The sequence below is a fragment of the Pseudomonas sp. 8_5_2 genome (assembly GCF_059295255.1).
Genome location: NZ_CM181238.1, coordinates 1,756,624 through 1,771,990 on the forward strand (window position 1 = coordinate 1,756,624; position 15,367 = coordinate 1,771,990).

The following is a 15,367-nucleotide window of genomic DNA, read 5'->3' on the forward strand; positions in this document are numbered from 1 at the left end:
TGACATTTCTGCCAGTTGTCCTGCATAGCGGGCACTCCTACAGTAGAGCTGTTTAATCCATGCCGTTACGAGTGAGGAATGAGCCATGAGTTTACCAGGAGCTGTACCCCCAAGCGCCCCAGTAACAGTGGATGGCGTCGCGTCGATTGATGAAGAGCTCAAGGGCTTTGCGGCTTACGTGAAATCGAAATATCCGAACACGACGTCTACAGCCTTGCAACGTCCTTATATAGATGATGTGATTCACCCTGCGGCCACCGAGGATTTTGGGATCAGTGATGAACTGGTTGAGGATTCTGAAAGTACGGTGACTGTGCTTGTTGCTCTGGATGCCAAAACGGCGGAGCAAGACTATCTTGGCTTGTTTTGGGGGGGGAATCTGGTTGCGGGAGGGAAAATCACTAGTAGTGAGGCAGGGAAGTATAAGACATTCAAGATTGAAGGTAAGAAAATCCCAGAAGGTAGCTCTTTTTTGAAGTATACGGTGTACAAAGCAGTCGGCGGCGCATTTCTTGAGTCTCCGACAGTTAGCACGTTGTTCCGTAGAGGTCAGCCGGGCGTGAAAGGGACGCAAGGTGTTGGCTTGGAGCTCAGTGCGCCCGTCGTGGCCTTGCCTGCGTCTTCCGTTATTGGTCAAGACGAAGCAAAAGCAGGTATCAAGGTCACCATACTTGCCTATCTGAGCATGAATGAGAATGATGTGATCTATGTGTACTGGGGGGATCAGGAAATCTCGCACAAGGTGACTGAAGCTCAGGTCGGTAAGCCTATTGAATTGATGGTGCCGGAAGGTGTTGTAAAGGCAGAGGGCGATAGTAAATCATTGCCTGTATATTATTACGTTGCAGATGTCGTTGGTAACGAATCGGAATGGTCCGAAGAAACCAAGGTCGAGGTCAATACTGAAGGCGTTACGCTGAGCGCGCCTGAAGTGCTGAGTGGTAATGGTGCTGTTATCACAACGGGTGAGATCGAGACTGCCAGTATTTCACTGGACTATGTGGCCCTTCAGTTTCCTGGAAAGTTTCAGGTGGGTGACAGTCTCCTCCTGCATTGGGTGGGCACTACCGAGCAAGGTCAAAGCACATCAAAGAACTTTGGGCCGCTCATCGTCCAGGATTCGATCAAACCTCAGCGCGTTCAAATTCCGTACGATCAATGGTGGCCACTCGGTGGAGGCAGTGCACAGTTTTCATATACGTTGACACCCAAGACTGGGGTGCCCATTACATCGAAGAAAGGGTATATCAACGTTACAGGCATGGCTTCGTTGTTGCCAGTGCCGACGATCCACAAGACAGAAGGTGGTTGGGTTGATCCGGACCTCAAATTCATTAATGTCCTGATTCCGCTGACTGCCAATTTTCAAGCACAAGATGAAATTACCCTTGTGTGGCATGGCACAAAATCGGAGGGTTCCCCGCTTTCGATACCTGTAAAAAAGGTACCGGTCACCAGCAATATGGTTGGCAACCCGATAGCGATCCGGCTTGCTGGGCTGACTTTCCTCAAGGTGCTTGAAGGTGGTTTTGTGAAAGTCTCGTACCACGTGGCACGAGGCAAGCAGGTCTTCAAGTCTGAAACCGCAACTTACGAAATTGGCGACCCTGTTGAGAGCCTGCCGGCACCTGCAACTGAATTGCCGCTGATCAATAGCACCCTGGATCCCGATAATGATGAATATGAATTCAATATGGTCATCGAGATCCCTGAGGGTGCTGAGCAACCGGCCCCGTGCACGATTTACCTGCATTGGGAAACCTCTGAAGGTGATTATTATCGCGACGAACTGAAAGTCTCTAAAGATGATAACGGACCCTTTCGATTCACTGTGCCTCGCTCTGTCTATGAGTTAGAAGGTGCAGCGCCTGTAGAAATGACGGTATACTACGCGGTCGAATGGCCAGGAAAGCCTATTGCTGCATCCGCTGATTTTGTCTTCACCGTGGCAACCGCAGCGATGCAGAAGAATTTCATTGGCGCTCCAGTGGTGCCCTTGGAAGTGGGCGGCAAACTGAACCTGACACCAATCATTGACAATCTACTCCCCGTGCGTGTCGATCACCCCAGTCTGGCGCTTGGCGATGAAGTTGTCATCAAGGTCGGTAATTACTCAAGCGGTAAGATGCTGCTGACCAGTGCGGGTGCCAAAACATTCAATTTGCCGCTTGATCGAGTACTCGCTCAGAACATGAAATCACTGCTGGATAGTGCTGCTCAACCCCTTGCTGTGCGCTACGAATTGGTACGCAATGGGACCACGCAGGTCATTCTTTCCAATGTGCTTAATTTGCAGCTTATTGGAGCGGTTTCCAAGGAGAATTTTGAGTCGGTTGGGGCCAGGACTTTGCCGCTTGGGGCGGTACTAGAGTGCCCTGGGCTAACCGTTACAGTGACCAGAGGCCATTGCTCATTGTTGTGTAGCCGCTGCGATGGTTGGTATCCAACCTGGGGGAATATTATTTCTACGGGCCATGGTGCCCATATAAAATTTACTCTGAGAGGGTTGGCCAAGGCGATCAGCTTTGATATCGCGGATGATTTTAGAGGGGCGCATAAAGTACGCTTTTACACGGCAGCCGGCACTGTGATTACTACCATTCCAGCGCCGAAATTTTCCGACGCCAAGCCGGCGGGGTATCGACCTCATTCCACACGGGTTTCATTCACCTCACCTAGTTCTGCCATCAAGTCGTTTGAGTTCATGGATGGCGGTACAAATGTGCATCTCGATAACATTCGGTACACACCTTTTTAGGGATGGTCCGAAAAAGCCATGCATCTCTGGCTAACTTCAGTGGCTGCCAGTTTAAAAAGCATCCGACTGATCCCAAAACCGGGATCAGTCGCGCGGTTCTATATTTTTTATTACCGCCAGCGCATCACGGCAGCCCTTTTGCGTATTACACACGCATTGACTGTCATCTCGTCAGGCCTGTGTAGCCCCCTTTTTTCCCAAGCCCCGCCGCAGCTAGCTGCATCAGGCGGCGGAATTTCGGGCATGCCAAATGATCTTCTTCCGGGCATTGCGCTGCGTGCCGCAAGCCCTTGCTCATGGCCTGCAACTGCTTGATCCGCGCATCAAGTTCGTCCGCCTTAGCCATCAGCATCTGCCGGTCTACCTGCAGGTCCACCAGCATCGCCCCCACTTCGTCCAGTGAAAAACCTGCAGCCTGCCCTAGGGCGATCAACGCCAGGCGGTCCGCAACATCGGCGGCGAACTGCCGCCGTTGCCCAGGTCCGGCCAAGGACTTGAGCAAGCCTTTCTTCTCGTAATAACGCAGCGTCGATGCACGTACGCCTGTGCGCTTGGCGACGTCAGCAATATCCATTCGGGCCCTTGACTTGAAGTTGACTTCAACTTCTATGCTGCGCGGCATGGTGTTGATCGTCAATCCTGGAGGGCTTTTGCATGACATTTTTATCGATATTTTCCGCTGCGTTGCCCATTGGTATCGGTGCCACGGTAGTGATGGACCTGTGGGCGCTTCTGCTCAGGCGGCTGGGTATCGCCACGTTGAATATGGCCATGGTCGGGCGCTGGGCGGGGCATTTGCTGAGCGGGCGTGTGCGGCATCAGGCGATTGCCAAGGCCGAGCCGGTTCGGCATGAACTGGCGTTGGGCTGGGTGATTCATTACGCCATTGGCGTGCTGTTCGCGGTGCTTCTGGTGGTGGTTGCGGGGGAGGGGTGGTTGCTGGTCCCTACCTTGGTGCCAGCGCTGGCGCTAGGTGTGCTGACCGTCGTGGCGCCATTGTGCTTCATGCAGCCGGCGATGGGGGCGGGGTTCTTTGCGTCAAAAACGCCGATGCCTGCGCGTAACTGCCTTAAGAGCCTGGCCACGCACTTCGTGTTTGGCGTAGGGCTGTTTGTGAGTGCGCGGCTGCTGGCTTCGGTGTGAGGAGATAGGGAGATGCGGCAGTGCTGGCACGGCTGCGCCATCAAGCACTACCGCCGTACCCCAACCAACCCGATCCCCCCATACCGCTGCACAATCCGCTCGATCTCACCGGACTGCTTCATCCGCACCAAGGCCCGCAGCAGCCTCTGCGTCGGTATCGCCGGATCATTGCGCACCATGCACCCCAGGTCCTGTTCCTCCAGCACTGCCAGCGCAGGCAGCTGCTGCTGCGCCGGCAAGCCCTGGTTGAACCACTGCAACGACAGCTGGTTGCTTACCGCATGCCGATACCGCCCCGCCTGCAGCTTCTGCAGCACCAGCAGCTGGCTGCGGCTGTCTTCGCGTTGCAATCGGCCTTGGTCCAGCAGAGGCTGCAGGGTCGAATAGGTGTAGCCCAGCACGGTGCCGACCGTCTGGGGTGGCAGATCCTCAGGTGGCATCGGCTGGCTTTCACCCACCCCCCCCACCAGCACGTCACGTTGGTGAATCAGCGGGATGCTCCAGACAAAATCCCCCGGCCTGTCATTGAACCATTGGGTGCTCACATAGCAGCGCACATCGATATCGCCACTGTTCATGGCCTCCTGCAAGCGCAGGCGGGCCATCACGTGAAACGCCGGGCGGACGCCCACTTCCCTGGCCATGGCCTGCATCAGGTCGTACAGCAAACCCTCCACCGGCTGGTCGCCTTCGATGCGCACCAGTGGCATGCTCCAGCTTTCAGCTACGGAAAAACGCACTACGGGCTGCTCAGCCAGGCTGCAGGAGCACCAAAGCAGTAACAGGGTCAGCAGTGTTCGCAAAAGCAATCCTCCCTGGACAGCGCGTCAGTATTGAAGCTTAGACGACTCGCGCAGGGTGCAATTTTGCCCCCGCTCCGCTAGCATTAGCGATCTTCCGCTCGATCAGGCTACGATGGTTTTTCGATGAGTTATCAGGTTCTTGCACGTAAATGGCGTCCGCGCTCGTTTCGCGAAATGGTCGGCCAGGCCCATGTGCTCAAGGCCTTGATCAATGCCTTGGACAACCAGCGCCTGCACCATGCCTACCTGTTTACCGGTACCCGTGGCGTGGGCAAGACTACCATCGCCCGAATCATCGCCAAGTGCCTGAACTGCGAAACCGGCATCACCTCTACACCCTGCGGCACTTGTTCGGTGTGCCGGGAAATCGACGAGGGCCGCTTCGTCGACCTGATCGAGATCGACGCCGCCAGCCGTACCAAGGTCGAGGACACCCGCGAACTGCTCGATAACGTGCAGTACGCCCCCAGCCGCGGGCGCTTCAAGGTCTACCTGATCGACGAAGTGCACATGCTCTCGACCCACTCGTTCAACGCCTTGCTCAAGACGCTGGAAGAGCCGCCTCCCTACGTCAAGTTCATCCTGGCCACTACCGACCCGCAGAAGCTGCCGGCCACCATCCTGTCGCGCTGCCTGCAGTTCTCGCTGAAGAACATGAGCCCGGAGCGGGTGGTCGAGCACCTGAGTCACGTGCTGGCCGCTGAGAACGTGCCGTTCGAACCCGATGCCCTGTGGCTGCTGGGCCGCGCCGCCGATGGCTCGATGCGCGACGCCATGAGCCTGACCGACCAGGCCATCGCCTTTGGCGAGGGCAAGGTGCTGGCGGCCGATGTGCGCGCGATGCTTGGCAGCCTTGACCACGGCCAGGTCTATGGTGTGTTGCAGGCACTGCTCGAAGGCGACGCCCGGGCCTTGCTCGAGGCCGTGCGCAACTTGGCCGAGCAGGGGCCGGACTGGGCTGGCGTGCTGGCCGAAATGCTCAATGTGCTGCACCGCGTAGCCATTGCCCAGGCGCTGCCAGAGGCCGTGGACAACGGCCAGGGCGACCGTGACCGGGTGCTGGCGCTGGCGTCGGCGCTGCCCGCCGAGGACGTGCAGTTCTACTACCAGATGGGCCTGATCGGTCGCCGTGACCTGCCCTTGGCGCCGGACCCGCGTGGCGGCTTTGAAATGGTGTTGCTGCGCATGCTGGCGTTCCGCCCGGCCGACACCGACGATGCGCCGAAGCCGGTGCTAAAGCCAGTGGGGATCAGCCAGGCCACAGCTGATCCTGCAACCCCGGTGGCAGCGCCAGCGGTTGCCGTGGCGCCGCCCCCTGCCGAGGCTGTGTCGCCAGAACCTGCCCCTGCCACTGCGCCGCTGGTAGTGCCGCCGCCTGCCACAGCTGACCATGAACCGGAACAGGAACCAGACACCGCGCTGAAAGCCGAGATCGAGGCCATTTCAGTGCCCGAGCCGGTTGCCGAGGTGGTTGACCTGCCTTGGGAGGAGCCGGTCGCAGCCTCCGAGCCTGCGCCGGTCGAGCCTGTGCCAGAGCCCTTGGCTGCCCCGCAGGCAGCGCCTCAGCCTGCGCCGCCGGCAACCCGGCCGGCACCTCGGCCTGAAGCCGACGCGCCGCCTTTCGATCCGTCCGCCTACGCCGCCGTGGGCATGGATCGCGACGATGAGCCGCCGCTGGACGACGACTATTACGGCGGTGAAAGCGACCCGGTCGGCTTCAGCTACCTGGACGAACTGGCCGAACACATCCAGGAAGAGGCGCCCAAACCTGTCGCGCAACCGCTGCCAGCGGCCAAGCCGGCCACCGGCCTGGCCCTGCAATGGCTGGAATTATTCCCGCAGTTGCCTGTGTCCGGGATGACAGGCAACATCGCGGCAAACTGTACCCTGATCGCCGCCGATGGCGATGACTGGCTGCTGCACCTGGACCCTGGCCAAGGCGCGCTGTTCAACGCCACCCAGCAGCGGCGCCTGAACGATGCGCTCAACCAGCACCTGGGGCGTACCCTGAACCTGCGTATCGAGCTGATCCTGCCCGAGCAGGAAACCCCGGCCCAGGCAGGGGCGCGCAAGCGTGCCGAGCGCCAGCAGGACGCGGTTACCTCGATCGAGCAGGATCCGTTGATCCAGCAAATGATCAAGTTGTTCGGTGCCAAGGTGCGGCAGGATACTATTGAGCCTGTAGAGGCCCTGGCCAATCAGGGCCAGTAACGGATAACCATGCGGCCGGCCCGGTGCCGGGCCGCATCACATGACCCAATCGAGGTATACCCCATGATGAAAGGTGGCATGGCCGGCCTGATGAAGCAGGCCCAGCAGATGCAGGAAAAAATGGCCAAGATGCAGGAAGAACTGGCCAACGCCGAAGTCACCGGTCAGTCCGGTGGCGGCCTGGTGAGCGTGGTGATGACCGGTCGTCACGACGTGAAGCGCGTCAGCATCGACCAGAGCCTGATGTCGACTGACGAAGACGACAAGGAAGTGCTGGAAGACCTGATCGCCGCCGCGCTTAACGATGCCGTGCGCAAGATCGAGCAGAGCAGCCAGGACAAGATGGGCGGCATGACCGCCGGCATGCAACTGCCTCCGGGCTTCAAGATGCCGTTCTAAGGGCATTGCGATACCGAAACCGCCGCTGACAACAGCGGCGGTTTTTTTGTGCAGAAATTTCAGGCCAGATGCGGTCTGCTCTTTTGTAGGAGCGGCCTTGCCGGGGCGCCGGACCGGTCGGATAGGGCTGCGCATCAGCCGCGGCAATTCATGCTGCGAAACAAAGCTCCTGGGGCCGCTGCGCGCCCCATCGCGACACAAGGCCGCGCCTACAAGGACGGTGTGGGGCTGGAGGCTGATTTGACGCCACTGCCCACGCTGGGTATAAACCGCCTCTTATTGATTTGTCAGGCCATTCCCATGAGCTTCAGCCCCCTCATCCGCCAATTGATCGACGGCCTGCGCATTCTGCCGGGTGTCGGCCAGAAAACCGCCCAGCGCATGGCCCTGCAACTGCTCGAGCGTGACCGCAGCGGCGGCCTGCGCCTGGCCCAGGCGCTGACCCAGGCCATGGAAGGGGTGGGCCACTGCCGCCAGTGCCGTACCTTGACCGAGCAGGAGCTGTGCCCGCAATGCGCCGATACGCGTCGTGACGACACCCAGCTGTGCGTGGTCGAGGGCCCGGTGGATGTGTATGCGGTGGAGCAGACCGGCTACCGGGGCCGTTACTTCGTGCTCAAGGGCCACTTGTCGCCGCTGGACGGCCTGGGGCCGGAGGCGATCGGTATTCCGCAGCTGATGGCGCGGATCGAGGAGCAGGGCACCTTCACTGAGGTGATCCTGGCGACCAACCCGACGGTGGAGGGTGAGGCGACGGCGCATTACATTGCGCAGTTGCTGAACGAGAAGGGCCTGGTGGCGTCGCGCATTGCCCATGGCGTGCCGCTGGGCGGCGAGCTGGAGCTGGTGGATGGTGGGACCTTGGCCCACGCCTTTGCAGGGCGGCGGCCGATTTCGCTCTGATTCGGAATTGTCGGGGGCCGCTTTGCGGCCCCGAATAATCAGTATTCGCTGAGAGAAAATTCGGTAAGGCAGAAGGTAGGCACCCCGGCCGCCTGCAGCCGGCGCGACCCCTCCAGCTCTGGCAGGTCGATGATCGCCGCCGCCTCAAACACCTGCGCCCCGGTCCTACGCACCAGGTTCGCTGCTGCCAGCAGGGTACCGCCCGTAGCAATCAGGTCGTCGAAGATCAGCACCGAATCCCCTTCGCACAGGCTGTCGGCATGCACTTCCAGGAAGGCTTCGCCGTATTCGGTCTGGTAACCCTCGCTAAGCACGTCAGCCGGCAGCTTGCCTTGCTTGCGGAACAGGATCAGCGGCTTGTTCAACTGGTGCGCGATGATCGAGCCGATCAGGAAGCCCCGCGCGTCCATGGCGCCGATGTGGCTGAATTCAGCCTCGACATAGCGCTCGATGAACTGGTCGGCGACATAGCGCAGCCCACGCGGCGACTGGAACAGCGGGGTGATGTCGCGGAAGATCACGCCTGGTTTCGGGAAGTCCACTACCGGGCGGATCAGGGCTTTGAGGTCGAAAGCGTCGCTGTGCATTGTTGCGGGTATCCTGGGAAAACGAATGGCCAAGTATACCCGCTAAACGCAGGCCTCAGGCCTCGATTGCGCCACCGGCCAGCGCACACAGCTGGATCGGGTCGAGGATGTGCACTTCCTTGCCTTCGGCGCGCAGCAGGCCGTTCTGCTGGAAGCGGGTGAACACCCGCGACACGGTTTCCACCGCCAGGCCCAGGTAATTGCCGATTTCGTTGCGCGACATGCTCAGGCGGAACTGGTTGGCCGAATAGCCGCGTGCGCGGAAACGTGCGGACAGGTTGACCAGGAAGGTGGCGATGCGCTCGTCAGCGGTCTTTTTCGACAGCAGCAGCATCATTTGCTGGTCGTCACGAATCTCCCGGCTCATCACCCGCATCAGCTGGCGGCGTAGCTGCGGCAGTTGCACCGACAGCTCGTCGAGGCGCTCGAAGGGGATTTCGCACACCGAAGTGGTTTCCTGAGCCTGGGCCGATACCGGATAGGCTTCGGTATCCATGCCCGACAGGCCGACCAGCTCGCTGGGCAGGTGGAAGCCGGTGATCTGCTCCTCGCCGCTGTCGCTCAGGCTGAAGGTTTTCAGGGCGCCGGAACGTACTGCGTAAACCGAGCCAAAACTGTCCCCCTGGCGGAACAGGAACTCGCCTTTTTTCAGCGGTCGCCCGCGCTTGACGATTTCATCCAGTGCATCCATGTCTTCCAGATTCAGTGAAAGAGGCAGGCACAGGGGGGCCAGGCTGCAATCCTTGCAATGGGCCTGGTTGTGTGGGCGCAGTTTGACTGGCTCGGACATTTGAATCGATCCTTGTGGGAAAGCACACATAAGTCGTAAGGGTAACCCACGACACAGGGTGTAGGCCAGCGTGCGCGATGATGGTGCGCCGTGGCGAAACCCCGGCAGTGGCCTGCCGGGAGTCCTTGTGTGCCCAATAGTGTGCCCGACAAGGAAACTTGTCCATGCGGTCGAACGACTCGGTGTTCAGATCACCCGTGAGAAGCGTTGGCGGTTCTGCATCGCCAGGTAGGCGTCGAACACCATGCACACCGAGCGCGCCAGCAGGCGGCCAGCTGGCAGGATGCGGATGCCCTTGTCGTCCAGGCTGATCAGGCCGTCGCGCTGCAAGTTCAGCAGCTGGGGCCAGAGGTCGTTGAAGTAGCCGCGAAAGTCGAGGGTGAAAGCCTGTTCGATGGGCTCGAAGTCCAGTTCGAAATGGCAGATCAGCTGCTGGATCACCGCCCGGCGTACGCGGTCGTCCTGGCTGCAGAGCAGACCACGCTGGGTGGCCAGCTGGGCGTTGGACAGGCTTTCCTGGTAGGTGGCGAGGTCGCTGCTGTTCTGGCAATACAGGTCGCCGATCTGGCTGATGGCCGACACGCCCAGCCCGATCAGGTCGCAATGGCCATGGGTGGTGTAGCCCTGGAAATTGCGCTGCAGGGTGCCTTCTTCCTGGGCAATCGCCAGCTCGTCGTCGGGCAGGGCGAAGTGGTCCATGCCGATGTAGCGGTAGCCGGCTGCGGTCAGCTGGTCGATGGTCGCGTGCAGCATCTCCAGCTTGGCGGCCGCGCTGGGCAGGTCGTTGCTGTCGATGCGCCGCTGTGGCATGAACCGCTCGGGCAGGTGGGCGTAGTTGAACACCGAGAGCCGGTCGGGTTGCAGGCGGATCACTTCTTCGACGGTACGGGCAAAGCCTTCCGGGGTTTGCTTGGGCAGCCCGTAGATGAGGTCGAGGTTGACCGAGCGGAACTGCAGCGTGCGCGCAGCCTCGATCAGGGTGCGGGTCTGCTCCAGGCTTTGCAGGCGGTTGACTGCGCGCTGCACGGCCGGGTCGAGGTCCTGCACGCCGAGGCTGACGCGGTTGAAGCCCAGCTCGCGCAGCAGGCCCATGGTCGACCAGTCGGCCTCGCGGGGGTCGAGCTCGATGCCGTAGTCCCCGGAATCGTCCTCCAGCAAGTGGAAATGCTGGCGCAGGGTGGCCATCAGCTGGCGCAATTCCACATGGCTGAGGAAGGTCGGCGTGCCGCCGCCCAAATGCAGTTGCTCGACCCGTTGCCCAGGCGCCAGGTGGCAGGCGATCAGGCGGATTTCCTGCTCCAGGCGCTGCAGGTAGGGCGCAGCGCGGGCGCGGTCTTTGGTGATGACCTTGTTGCAGGCGCAGTAGTAGCAGATGTTGGCGCAGAACGGCACGTGCACGTACAGCGACAGAGGGCGCACCGCCCTGCGGCTTTCGCGCAGGGCGTGGAGCAGGTCGAACGAGCCCACTTCGCTGTGCAGCTGCACGGCGGTCGGATAGGAGGTATAGCGTGGCCCGGCCAGATCGTAGCGGCGGATCAGGTCGGTATCCCAACGTAGGTCGTCGAGCATGAAGGCGGTCCCTGGAAAGAGCAGCAGTGCACCGGAGTCTATGGTCGCGCGTAGGAATCTGTGTTGATTTGTATCAAGGGGAGTCGGCGTGCTATCGAGGGCCGCTGTGCGGCCCAATCGCCGGCAAGCCAGCTCCCACAGGGGGGCGTGCAAGTCTCAAGCTTTGTGCTGCCCCTTTCAATGCCCCATCAGCCAATGCTGGTGCGGGCCGGGCAGGGTCCATACCCCGAACAGGATCACCAGCACACCGCCGGCAACGCGCACACTGCGCCGTTTCAACAACCTGTTGACCTGCTCCGCCGCCAGACCCGTGGCCAGCAACACCGGCCAGGTTCCCAGCCCGAACGCCAGCATCAGCGCTGCGCTATGGCCAGCATTGCCCTGGCTGGCCGCCCACAGCAGGGTGCTGTACACCAGCCCGCACGGCAACCACCCCCACAAGGCCCCGAGCAGCAACGCGCGGGGCAGGCTGGATACCGGCAGCAAGCGCGACGCCACCGGCTGGACATGCCGCCACAGCCCACGGCCCAGGGCTTCGATACGGGTCAACCCGCTCCACCAGCCGGCCAGGTACAGCCCCATGGCAATCAGCAGCAGCGCTGCCAGCACCCGCAGCGCCAGCGCCGCCGGGCTGCTGGCCACGGCCCAGCCGGCCAGGCCCAGCAACAGGCCGGCACTGGCATAGCTCAGCACACGCCCAAGGTTGTACGCCAGCAGCAGGCGCAGGCGCCGACCGCGTTGCTCGGGCGGGATGGCCAGGGTCAGCGCGCCCATCAGGCCGCCGCACATGCCCAGGCAGTGGCCGCCGCCGAGCAGACCGAGGATCAAAGCCGAGCCGAGCAGGGGAAGCAGGTCAGGCACGGGGTGGTGGTTCCTTGTCGGCGTCAGCCGGGGCGTCGTCAGCGTTCACTGCCGCCTGGTGGCGCGGGTCCTGGTCGTCGAACAGGATGCTGTGGGCAGGGCCTTCGAGGTCGTCGTACTGGCCGCTGTCCACCGCCCAGAAGAAGATGTACACGGCCACGCCGACCAGCAGCAGGGCCGCGGGGATCATGACATAGAGGGCGGGCATGGCGACTTCCTCGCGGGCAAGTGGGTTGCAGGTGTCGGCAAGCCCGATGCCGGCATGCGGGTCAGGCGCAGGGCATTGAGCACCACGATCAGCGAGCTGATCGACATGCCGATGGCGGCCCATACCGGGGTGATCCAGCCGAGCGCGGCAAACGGCAGCATCAGGCCATTATACAGGGTCGCCCAGAGCAGATTCTCGAGGATGTTGCGGCGGGTGCGGCGGGCCAGTTCGAAGGCCTGCACCAGCGCCTGCAGGCGGTTGGACAGCAGCACGGCATCGGCGCTGGTCTTGGCCAGGTCGGTGGCGCTGCCCATGGCGATGCTGATGTCGGCAGCGGCCAGCACGGGTACGTCGTTGACCCCGTCGCCCAGCATCAGCACCTTGCACCCGGCCGCTTGCAGTGCCTTCAGGCGGTCCAGCTTGTCGTCCGGACGCAGGCCGCCAATAGCTTCGTCAATGCCCAGTTGCGCGGCCACTTCAGCGACCATCGGTGAGCTGTCGCCCGACAACAGCAACGTGCGCCAGCCACGGGCCTTGCAGGCGGCCAGCAGGGCCGGGGCATCGTCGCGCAGGCGGTCGTCCAGGCCGAACCAGGCCAGCGGCCCCTGGCGGTCGCCCAGTAGCAGCCACTGGCCGCGAGGCTCTGGCACGCCGGGGATTTCTGCGCCGCTCAGGGCGCAGACGAAGGTGGCCTGGCCAATGCGCAGGCGCTGGCCTTCGACCAGCCCTTCCAGGCCCAGGCCGGGCATGGTCTGCACGTCGTCGGCCGGTGTGGCGGTGCGGCCGAAGGCGCGGGCGATGGGGTGCTCGGAGCGGTTTTCCAGGGCTGCCGCCAGGGCCAGGCAGTGGTCGGCAGCCAGGTTGCCGAGCGGGCGAATGCTGCGCAGGGTCAGGCGGCCTTCGGTCAGCGTACCGGTCTTGTCGAAAATCACGGTATCGATCTGGCTCAAGCCTTCCAGCACATGCCCGCGGGTGATCAGCAGGCCGAGCTTGTGCAGGGTGCCGGTGGCTGCCGTCAGCGCCGTTGGCGTGGCCAGCGACAGGGCGCACGGGCAGGTCGCTACCAGCATGGCCAGGACAATCCAGAATGCCCGTGAAGGGTCGTGGTGCCACCACCACAGGCCGATGGCCGCGGCCGCCAGCAGCGAGAACAACAGGAACCACTGCGAGGCCCGGTCGGCGATTTCCGCCAGGCGCGGTTTTTCGGTCTGGGCCCGCTCCAGCAGGCGAACGATGGCCGACAGCCGCGAATCGTGGCCGAGGGCTTCGACTTCCACGTTGAGGGTGCTCTCGACGTTCAGTGTGCCGCCAGTGACCCGTTCGCCAACCCGGCGCGGTTGCGGCAGGTATTCCCCGGTCAGCAGCGATTCGTCGACGCTGGAGCGGCCTTCGACGATGCGCCCGTCGGCGGGGATGACTGCACCCGGCAGCACCTGCACCGTGTCACCGCAGTGCAGCTCGCTGAGCAGGATGCGCTCGCTGCGGCCAATGGCGTCCAGGCGCAGGCAGGAAGCCGGCAGCAGGTTGACCAGCTGCGCGGTGGCCGCGGCAGTGCGTTCGCGGGCGCGGCGTTCCAGGTAGCGGCCGGTCAGCAGGAACAGCGCAAACATGCCCACGGTGTCGAAATACAGCTCGCCGCTGCCGGTGATTGCGGTCCAGATACCTGCACCGAACGCCAGGGCGATGGCCAACGATACCGACACGTCCATGGTCAGGTGGCGGGTGCGCAGGTCGCGCGCTGCACCCTTGAAGAACGGCGCACAGCTGTAGAACGCGATGGGGATGGTGAGAAACAGCGCCACCCAACGCAGGATGGTGTGCAATTCGGGCGACAGGTCGATGTTGAATTCCGGCCAGGTGGCCATGGTCGCCATCATCGCCTGGAACCACAGCAGCCCGGCCACGCCCAGCCGGCGCAGGGCGCTGCGGTTTTCCCGGGCCAGCTGCTCGGCAGCCTGGTCCGGCTGGTACGGGTGGGCGGCGTAGCCGATCTGGCGCAGCTCGGCGAGCAGGCGTGACAGCGGCAGCTGCTGGTCGTCCCAGCTCAGCAGCAGGCGGTGGTTGGACAGGTTGAGGCGGGCTTCGGCGACGGCAGGCAGATTGCGCAGGTGCTTTTCGATCAGCCAGCCGCAGGCGGCGCAGCTGATGCCTTCGACCAGCAGGGTGGTTTCGGCCAGCTGGCCCTGGTGGCGGACGAAGCTTTGTTGCACGTCGCTGCGGTCGTACAGGGCCAGTTCGTCCTGCAACTGCCTGGGCAGGGCTTCGGGGTTGGCGCTGTTGTCGCTGCGGTGCTGGTAATAGTGCTCCAGGCCGCCGGCAACGATCGACTCGGCAACTGCCTGGCAGCCGGGGCAGCAGAACTGCCTGGGCTGGCCGAGGACCACGGCGCTGAAGCGGTTGCCGGCCGGGACGGGCAGGGCGCAGTGGTAGCAGGGGGTGGGTTGGGTCATCACATCATTGCCTTGCACATAGCGCGGGCCGGTCACAGTACCAGTGGGAGCGGGTTCACCCGCGAATGCGTCAGCTCAGGTAATGATGGGCTCAGGTCTGACGCATTCGCGGGTAAACCCGCTCCCACAGGGATTGGCGGCGGTGATTTGGTTAATGGTGCTCGGCGCCCTGGATGGCTTCGTCACCCAGTTGCAAGGTCACGCCATGCTCGACCTTTTCCTCCTCGAACAAGCGCCACACCTGGCCACCTTCGCTACCCAGCAGTTCCACAAAGCGGCGCCCGTCGACCTCATCCTCCAGCTGCCCCACGTAACGCCCGGCCTCGACCCGGCTCAGCAGTACCTTGCGGTCCTTCTGCGGCTGGGTCGGCGAAATCAGGTTCAGTTCCAGGCTCTGCGGGTCGCTGTTGCCGGCCAGGCGCAGGTCCACTTCGCCGGTCAGCTCGTCCAGGTGTACGCTGGCTTTCAGGTTCAGGTTCTGCGCCAGCAGTTCACGGTCCAGCGAGCGGTTGATGCCCTTGCCTGCCTCGTAGTAGTTGTCGTTCACCAGGTTGTCCGGGTTGCTCACGGCGATGCTGACCATGGTCAGGCTCAGGCACACCGAGGTGGTGAGGATGCCAATGATGATCCAGGGCCAGAGGTGCTTGTACCAGGGGCTGGTAGCGGTGGCGGCAGGCATTGTGCG

Annotated in this window: 14 protein-coding genes; 5 read left to right on the forward strand and 9 right to left on the reverse strand. The window is 62.2% G+C overall.

Going from position 1 to position 15,367, the window contains the following annotated elements:
* Nucleotides 1-85: 85 nt before the first annotated feature.
* Complete coding sequence (locus tag AC5O5R_RS08065) at nt 86-2,758, forward strand: hypothetical protein (RefSeq protein ID WP_494515158.1); 2,673 nt, start codon at nt 86-88, stop codon at nt 2,756-2,758.
* Nucleotides 2,759-2,921: 163 nt separating this feature from the next.
* On the opposite strand, the gene AC5O5R_RS08070 is transcribed toward AC5O5R_RS08065, so the two are convergent.
* On the reverse strand, nt 2,922-3,332 hold the full coding sequence (locus tag AC5O5R_RS08070; protein ID WP_172227569.1) for a helix-turn-helix domain-containing protein: 411 nt from the start codon (nt 3,330-3,332) through the stop codon (nt 2,922-2,924).
* An 80-nt stretch (nt 3,333-3,412) separates the two neighbouring features.
* Here AC5O5R_RS08070 and AC5O5R_RS08075 point away from each other — a divergent pair, with 80 nt between their 5' ends.
* Nucleotides 3,413-3,901: a DUF2938 domain-containing protein gene (locus AC5O5R_RS08075; protein ID WP_172227557.1), complete on the forward strand. Its 489-nt coding sequence runs from the start codon at nt 3,413-3,415 to the stop codon at nt 3,899-3,901.
* Between the two features lie 47 nt (nt 3,902-3,948).
* On the opposite strand, the gene AC5O5R_RS08080 is transcribed toward AC5O5R_RS08075, so the two are convergent.
* Nucleotides 3,949-4,704, reverse strand: coding sequence for a substrate-binding periplasmic protein (locus tag AC5O5R_RS08080; protein WP_494512298.1), 756 nt, complete (start codon nt 4,702-4,704; stop codon nt 3,949-3,951).
* Between the two features lie 123 nt (nt 4,705-4,827).
* Between AC5O5R_RS08080 and dnaX the strand changes: the two genes are divergently transcribed.
* The 3 genes from dnaX to recR all read left to right on the forward strand — a co-directional run bounded on the left by dnaX (nt 4,828) and on the right by recR (nt 8,217).
* Nucleotides 4,828-6,915, forward strand: a complete 2,088-nt coding sequence (gene dnaX, locus AC5O5R_RS08085; RefSeq protein WP_494515159.1) for a DNA polymerase III subunit gamma/tau — start codon at nt 4,828-4,830, stop codon at nt 6,913-6,915.
* A 63-nt stretch (nt 6,916-6,978) separates the two neighbouring features.
* Complete coding sequence (locus tag AC5O5R_RS08090) at nt 6,979-7,314, forward strand: YbaB/EbfC family nucleoid-associated protein (protein WP_172227563.1); 336 nt, start codon at nt 6,979-6,981, stop codon at nt 7,312-7,314.
* 300 nt (nt 7,315-7,614) lie between these two features.
* A complete protein-coding gene (gene recR / locus AC5O5R_RS08095) occupies nt 7,615-8,217 on the forward strand; it encodes a recombination mediator RecR (protein WP_172227565.1) in 603 nt (200 codons plus the stop codon).
* A 38-nt stretch (nt 8,218-8,255) separates the two neighbouring features.
* Here recR and AC5O5R_RS08100 read toward each other — a convergent pair whose 3' ends face one another.
* The 7 genes from AC5O5R_RS08100 to AC5O5R_RS08130 form a co-directional block, all read right to left on the reverse strand.
* Entirely contained in the window at nt 8,256-8,804 is a 549-nt protein-coding gene (locus AC5O5R_RS08100) for an adenine phosphoribosyltransferase (protein WP_054573138.1), read from the reverse strand.
* Between the two features lie 55 nt (nt 8,805-8,859).
* Nucleotides 8,860-9,594, reverse strand: a complete 735-nt coding sequence (gene fnrA, locus AC5O5R_RS08105; protein ID WP_003254301.1) for a Crp/Fnr family transcriptional regulator FnrA — start codon at nt 9,592-9,594, stop codon at nt 8,860-8,862.
* Between the two features lie 186 nt (nt 9,595-9,780).
* Nucleotides 9,781-11,163 carry an oxygen-independent coproporphyrinogen III oxidase gene (hemN, locus tag AC5O5R_RS08110; protein ID WP_494515160.1) on the reverse strand — a complete coding sequence of 461 codons (1,383 nt, stop codon included), beginning with the start codon at nt 11,161-11,163 and terminating at the stop codon, nt 9,781-9,783.
* Nucleotides 11,164-11,340: 177 nt separating this feature from the next.
* The gene (locus AC5O5R_RS08115; RefSeq protein WP_172231398.1) at nt 11,341-12,024 is read right to left on the reverse strand and encodes a sulfite exporter TauE/SafE family protein; all 684 of its coding nucleotides are present in this window, start codon (nt 12,022-12,024) and stop codon (nt 11,341-11,343) included.
* Nucleotides 12,017-12,232, reverse strand: a complete 216-nt coding sequence (ccoS, locus tag AC5O5R_RS08120) for a cbb3-type cytochrome oxidase assembly protein CcoS (protein WP_494512300.1) — start codon at nt 12,230-12,232, stop codon at nt 12,017-12,019. Before ccoS ends, AC5O5R_RS08115 begins: the two co-directional genes overlap by 8 nt.
* Nucleotides 12,211-14,682 carry a heavy metal translocating P-type ATPase gene (locus AC5O5R_RS08125; RefSeq protein WP_494515161.1) on the reverse strand — a complete coding sequence of 824 codons (2,472 nt, stop codon included), beginning with the start codon at nt 14,680-14,682 and terminating at the stop codon, nt 12,211-12,213. The genes ccoS and AC5O5R_RS08125 overlap by 22 nt, the downstream gene beginning before the upstream one ends.
* Nucleotides 14,683-14,833: 151 nt before the next feature.
* Nucleotides 14,834-15,361 (reverse strand): FixH family protein, encoded by a 528-nt coding sequence (locus AC5O5R_RS08130; protein ID WP_494515162.1) that lies wholly within the window; start codon nt 15,359-15,361, stop codon nt 14,834-14,836.
* Between the last annotated feature and the right edge of the window lie 6 nt (nt 15,362-15,367).